Source organism: Microcoleus sp. S13_C3 (assembly GCF_036700905.1).
Taxonomy (GTDB): Bacteria; Cyanobacteriota; Cyanobacteriia; order Cyanobacteriales; family Microcoleaceae; genus Microcoleus.
The window spans coordinates 68,065-74,497 of record NZ_JAUBPT010000019.1; the positions used below are offsets into that span (position 1 = coordinate 68,065).

Genomic DNA, 6,433 nt, shown 5'->3' on the forward strand with positions numbered 1-6,433 from the left:
GGACTTCAGTCCTCATCCGTGGTGACGAATCAGGACTAAAGTCCTGACTAAAAACAAGTTTTGATCGACTTAATATTAAATATCTAAACCGATGACTGTTAAGTCGGGAGGATGTTCGACAACAAACTGGTAATATAACTCTTGCTTGGCTTGCGGAGGCAGAGACATTATCCATTCTAGCAGTCCCATTTCACCTGCTACTATCTTCGGATTAGTGAGAGTCGATCGCACTTTAATTTGTTCATTGCGGCTGACTGGCAATTGCTCTTGTAGTGTCAGGTGTACCTGCACCTGCCGCAGGTTAGTCACACTCAAACGATAGGCGTAACTCGTGCGCCGCTGATTGCCGATAAGTTTTTTATCTACTTGTCTTTCCACTAATTGCCGCTCTATTTTTAACCCTTCATCTATTCCTAAATTCAGTTTATATTCTTGGCCGGGGGAAACATTTTCTAACTGCACAGTGCCGACAAAAGTGTTGTCGCGAAAGATATTTGCTTTACCGGGAAGCAGAGTTGCACCCGTCAGCGGATTCACAACCACTGCTTGCAAATAGGCAAAACTGACTAAGCGCGGAACTGCAATATATTCAGGTTGAAAGGGATAATTTTCGCTAAAAATAGTCACTTTCTGCCTCGAACTGTCGCTGGGAATATTGGTATTTCCGGCTATTTGAAAAGAGACTGTGCCGCCTTCTCTGGATACTTGAGCTGTTGCTATTTCAGCTTCTATGCGCCGTCCTCCACCGCGGAATGAATTGCCTGCATAACCTTCTTCTAGGATCTCTTCTAGGTCAAATAAATCATCCTCTGACGAGCCCCGACCAGCGGGTTCCTTTAACTCGAAGATCTCGATATACCAAGGCTTTAGTTGTGGTGGGAGACTTCCCAATCCGGGTTTTGCTGTAGATAATGTCAGCGCTACTCCTGTCCAATCTTCGCCTGTATTTTGTTTGACATCGGCTAGGTAATGGAGATTAATTTGGTTGTTGGTGGTATTGACTCGCAAGTCGTAAATGGGAGTCCAAGATGCTCGCTTTACTACATAGGAAAGTTCTAGTTCAAAGTTGCCGCTGCCGCTTGGTTCTATGGCGACAATGATTTTAAAACTTTGCTGGGAATGGGGAGTCTTTACTTGTTGTAACTGGTGCTGTAAAGCTTGTATTTGATTGTCTAATTCGTGCTGTTGTCTTTCGTGCTGCGCGATCGCACTTACATATTTTAGGTAATTGGTTCCTAAAAAGTTGAGCATTTCGCCAGTTTCGTTTAAACCTACCTGCTGTTTGGCGATGCTGCTGGAAAAGAAACCGACGCTTTTTTCGCTTAAATCTTCGACAAATTTGAGTTGAATTCTTCGGGCAACTAACTTGTCTTTTATTGCCCGTTTTTGGGTTTCTAATTCTTGGATCTGTTGGGTTAATTCGGCGATGCCATCCGCTACAGGTTCCCTGCTAAACACTCTGTCGCTGCGTACTCCCAGCAATCGCACAGCAACTGTACCCGCACCCGTAGCCCTGACTGACTCTGTTTCGAGGGTTGCGGGGATAGATACGATCGCCAATTCTCGCTCGTTTCCCGTCAGAGATACCGTACCGCGGCGCGTCACCAAAGCGCGATCGGTGTAAACTGTAACTTCGGATATGCTAGTATCTAGTATTTTAATCGTATCAGAATTAAGTATTTCTGAGTCAGTCATTGCCAGTTGCTCCTATTTAATAACCGTTTAGTCGATCGAGCATTTTTCAAAGTAGTTTATTAATCAAACTCAGAAGTTATTGGATTATCTACAGCGGGGGAGGGCGGGTTTACGAGCTCATTAGTTTTATACATTGATGGTTGGTCAAACCCGCCCCTACAGTTTGATGTTCAAAATGGTAAGCTGTTGTTCATTTAAATTGCATATTTCGAGTCCCGATCAACAATCGTCAAATCCTCTCCCCCTCTCCTCTTCTCCCCCTCTCCCTCTCTAATACCATAGGCAATCTAGATGCAACACAGCTTAGCGCGGGGGTGGGCAGGTTTATAATATCGTTAATGTTAGGCATTGATAGTTGGTAAAACCCGCCCCAACGGTTAATTTGAGCTGACTGGTGCGATTCCTGCCAAATCCAAAATTTGAGGAATTAAATCTTCTCGTTTGACGGCCATCATGTGAACTCCTTGACAAATCTGCCGCGCTAACTTGACTTGTTCGGCCGCAATTTTTATGCCTTCCTGCAAGGGTTCGGGAGATTTTGCTAAACGATCGATCGTCTCTTGTGGGATGTGAACTCCCGGCACGTATTTTTTAATAAATTCAGCATTTTTAGCTGATTTAAACAAAAATATTCCCGCTAAAACTGGCTTGTTGCAGCCCGCAGCAACGTGGTGCATAAACTTATCCAAAACTTCAAAATCAGTAATTAATTGACTCTGAAAAAACTGTGCTCCAGCCTCTACTTTTTTCTCAAATCTACTTTGCAAACCCGACCAACTGGGGCATTGCGGATCGACGGCAGCACCGACAAATAAATCGGTAAATCCGTCTGTTAAAGGTTTGTCATTCCAGTCTTTGCCGCCATTCATTTTCTGAATGACTTGTAACAGTCGTACTGATTCCAAGTCGAATACACTTTTTGCTTTAGGATGGTCGCCCGCTTTGACGGGATCGCCTGTAAGTGCTAATACATTGCGAATGCCTAAAGCGTGGGCTCCCATGAGATCGGCTTGCAGGCCAATTTGATTGCGATCGCGACAAGCAACTTGACAAATTGGCTCAATTCCGTGCTGCACTAAAATCGCCGAAACTGCTAGGGGGCACATTCCCAGCACTGCGCGACTCCCGTCGGTGATATTAATGGCGTGCACTCGGTTTTTGAGGCGTTCAGCCATTTGAATTGTGTGAGTCATGTCGCCGCCTTTTGGGGGGGCAACTTCGGCGGTAATTATAAATTCTCCGGGGGTGGTGCAGGCTGTGCGAAAACGGTTCATGATTATTTGTCTGTTATGGGTTATTTGTTATTTGACAGTTGTTAGTTGACAGTTGACAGTTGTTAGTTGACAGTTGGCAGTGGTCATTCTTAACCAGTAACCAATAACAACTAACCACTAACAACTAAACAGGTAAAGAATAACCGAAAGCTGTCTTAACCTTAGTTAGAGTTTGATTAGCAATAGCTTCTGCTTGTTCTCTTCCACGACGTAGTACAGACTCTAAATATCCCCGATCGTCCATTATTTCCTTGTATTTATCCTGAATAGGTTTGAGGGCATTAATTGTCGTCTCTGTCAGCAAGGGTTTAAAATCTCCCCAACCCATGTTTTCACACTCTGTTGCTACTTCTTCCTTAGATTTGCCGGAAAGCAGGAGATAAAGTGTCAGCAAATTTCTAGCTTCGGGGCGATCGGGGTCGTCAAAAGTCAAACCGCGCACGGCATCTGTCTTGCAGCGCTTGATTTTTTTGGCGATCGTATCTGGCGAATCCAATAAATTAATTCGACTTTGTTCGGAAGGGTCTGATTTCGACATTTTGCGCGTGCCATCTGTCAAACTCATCACCCTCGCACCGTCAGTCCGAATTAAGGGTTCGGGAAGTTTCAATACTGGCTTTTCGGGTGTACCGAATTGGTGATTTAATCTGATGACAATATCGCGGGTGAGTTCCAAATGCTGTTTTTGGTCTTCTCCCACGGGCACTTTGTCGGCATCGTAAAGCAAAATGTCTGCTGCCATTAGCACCGGATAATTTAGCAAACCGGCGTTGACATTTTCACCTTGTTTAACTGCTTTTTCTTTAAACTGAATCATATCTTCGAGCCAGTTAATCGGCGTAATACAGTTGAGCAGCCATGCTAGTTCTGTGTGCGCCGAGACGTGGGATTGCACGAAAATAGTAGAATATTCTAAATCGATGCCGCAAGCTAAATAGAGTGCGGCGATCGTGTAAGTGTCGGAGGCTAGAGTTGCTGGATTGTGCGGTGCGGTAATTGCGTGCAAATCGACTACGCAGAAGTAATTTTCGTACTGACTTTGATTTTCTACCCAGTTGCGAATGGCACCGAGATAATTGCCGAGGTGAAGATTGCCGGTTGGCTGAACTCCCGAAAGAACGCGCTGTTTGCCCATGAGGAAAGAATAGAATTGAACTCACATTTCTATATTGACACGTTATTTTGATTTAAGATACTCTTGGTTGAAATTCGAGCGATCGGCAAGGATCTAAATCCCAGCCTTAAAAAGCTCGCTGTCAAGTGTCAACTGTCAACTGTTTTTCGGTTTAGTGCGCCACCAAGTGAGGCCGGCTGCGAAAAGAGCGATAGCAAAACTCAAGGCAAACGAAAATAGAAAGGGATGCCATTGCATTAAAATTGGGATTTGATGGTTTTGCACTGTCTGCAATACTTTGTCTGTGCCGCTGGAGGCTGCGATGCCGCCGGCTGCTAAACCGACGCCGATCGCCTGTACTGTGCTTTCTAGGCGATCGTCCCGATTTTTCTCTGCTATCTCGCTGTTGCGGAGTGCGATTTGGTTGGTGCGATCGCTCCTGGCTTGTTCTATTTCTACTATGCCGCGAATTGAGGCGATCGCCTGATCGATTAAGTTTGTTCCGTGTCGGAAATATCCTAAGTCTCCGGCAATTTGCGATCGCATATAAGGAGCCGTTTTTCTACTGAAGTTATTTAATATTGATAGTTCTTCCTTATCAATTACTAGTATATCACAAATTTTCGACAAAATGTCAGTGTAATTGTTAAGATTTAGCGCAATTGTATTGTCATAATCTTCGAGTTTCCGCAGCAGGCGAGTATAAGTTACTGCTTTGCTGAAGAGTTGCTTTAACTGTTCTTGAAATTCCTGCAATTGGGCGGAAGTTAATACAGTCCCTCTGGAAAATTGAGCCTGCAATATCTCCATATTTTTCTCAATGATGCGGTATTCGCGATCGAGTTCGCGGTAAATCTGGCGGCTGTCTTGAAAAGCTTTGATAATTTTGTTGCGGTAAAATAGTAGGTCGAGTATTTCTTCCTGGCAAGTGTTAAAATCCTTGTCGGTTTGTTTGTCGGAAAGCAGCCAGACAAGCAGGTGGCGGTAATTCGCAATATCGCTAATTGAACCGTATTCAAAAATCGGACTGCCAAATAATTTACCTGAACAGTCCAATACAGGTGGCGAGTCGCTGTGAAATAAGGCATCGCGACATTTATCGGCGAGGGGTTTGAGGGAATCTAAATTATTCAGTGAGTTTTCGGGAAGCCATGCGGTAATTAGGAGAGTTTGACCTAAAAAGTTATCATCGCCACTGATGAGTAAGGCTCGATTTGGGTTGAATTGCTTGATTAGATCGACATCTATATTATCAGCAGTGCCGTCTTCCGGGCAACCTATATTTAAGCATAAAGCATAGCTGTCTTGAATTTGTAGCGGTTGGGCAAAACCTTCTACGGGCGGATTGCTGTTAAATCGTAGTGCGACAGTTGGCAGCAAATCTTCGCGGTAGCTGTGGGAATTTTGCGGGAAAACTAGATTGTGTGTTAGCTGTTTATCGGTGAAGTGGGCGAGGATATTGTCGCAGTGTTTCCACAGAGGATTATTGCTGCCCTGACTGTCATTGTGCAGTTGGAAAGCGTATAAATAGACATTGGGGGCAGAAATTTTGTCGCTCATGTTATTGGCACGGGGGCTGTGAATTGGGGAGGCGTTTTTTGAGGCTTTCGGGTAACTCTGGATAGCGGTTTAATAGCCTTGGTTCTTGCTCTTCTTTTTTGGTGGGTTGGGGTTCTGGTTTTCTATTAATAATTGAACGGAGGGTATCTCTGATTTTAGGATATTTTTTGCACCATATCCCAATAGTATCCGCTACTTCCTCATCAGATTCATCAACCATCTGAGATATCATCTGGTTGAGGTTTGCTAAATCTTCTACTGCTCCCACCTCCTCTAATAATTCGGCTTTAGTCTCAAAAACTTGCAGAAATGCTGATATATAACGTTGGTCGTCATTCATGGCAGATTTTCTATTGTGTTAATTGAATTTGGAGATTTTTAGGATTTTTGTTCGAGCATTGTCTCTATGTTAATTCTATGATACCATCGGAGACAATTTAGTGTCAATTTTTTTAGGAGTTGCAAGCATTGACCGAAAGCATCTAGGATACAAGCCCCCGGATTCATCCGTGGAGAAATAAATAAAAAACGTGTATCCCATAAACAAGCCCCCGAATTTATCCGTGGGGTCAATGCTTCAATCTAAAATCTAAAATCTAAAATCTAAAATCGATTGACCTCAAGTGATGAAGTAATTCAAGGTGCGGGATTCACGGTCAAATCTAGTAAATTTGACTTCTTTTTTGGTCGCGTCACCTCTACTCCCACAAATACTAAGCTGTTCAGCATCTAAAACGCATATTGCATAGTATAATATGATGATATTTATAAAAAGTCAATGCCTACTAAA

General features: G+C 43.7%; 5 protein-coding genes. All 5 read right to left on the reverse strand.

The features are described 5' to 3' along the window. Positions 1-75: 75 nt before the first annotated feature. On the reverse strand, positions 76-1,695 hold the full coding sequence (locus QUA16_RS08150; protein WP_333102568.1) for a mucoidy inhibitor MuiA family protein: 1,620 nt from the start codon (positions 1,693-1,695) through the stop codon (positions 76-78). A 377-nt stretch (positions 1,696-2,072) separates the two neighbouring features. After that, entirely contained in the window at positions 2,073-2,969 is an 897-nt protein-coding gene (locus QUA16_RS08155; RefSeq protein WP_333102567.1) for a methylenetetrahydrofolate reductase, read from the reverse strand. 124 nt (positions 2,970-3,093) lie between these two features. Continuing rightward, on the reverse strand, positions 3,094-4,104 hold the full coding sequence (trpS, locus tag QUA16_RS08160) for a tryptophan--tRNA ligase (protein ID WP_333102566.1): 1,011 nt from the start codon (positions 4,102-4,104) through the stop codon (positions 3,094-3,096). 135 nt (positions 4,105-4,239) lie between these two features. Beyond that, a complete protein-coding gene (locus tag QUA16_RS08165) occupies positions 4,240-5,643 on the reverse strand; it encodes a hypothetical protein (RefSeq protein ID WP_333102565.1) in 1,404 nt (467 codons plus the stop codon). Position 5,644: 1 nt separating this feature from the next. Then, positions 5,645-5,983, reverse strand: a complete 339-nt coding sequence (locus QUA16_RS08170; protein ID WP_333102564.1) for a hypothetical protein — start codon at positions 5,981-5,983, stop codon at positions 5,645-5,647. Between the last annotated feature and the right edge of the window lie 450 nt (positions 5,984-6,433).

Bases quoted from the DNA above. Each gene is read 5' to 3' on its own strand.
- trpS (WP_333102566.1), bottom strand. From the start codon at position 4,104: ATGGGCAAACAGCGCGTTCTTTCGGGAGTTCAGCCAACCGGCAATCTT.
- QUA16_RS08150 (WP_333102568.1), bottom strand. From the start codon at position 1,695: ATGACTGACTCAGAAATACTTAATTCTGATACGATTAAAATACTAGAT.
- QUA16_RS08165 (WP_333102565.1), bottom strand. From the start codon at position 5,643: ATGAGCGACAAAATTTCTGCCCCCAATGTCTATTTATACGCTTTCCAA.
- QUA16_RS08155 (WP_333102567.1), bottom strand. From the start codon at position 2,969: ATGAACCGTTTTCGCACAGCCTGCACCACCCCCGGAGAATTTATAATT.
- QUA16_RS08170 (WP_333102564.1), bottom strand. From the start codon at position 5,983: ATGAATGACGACCAACGTTATATATCAGCATTTCTGCAAGTTTTTGAG.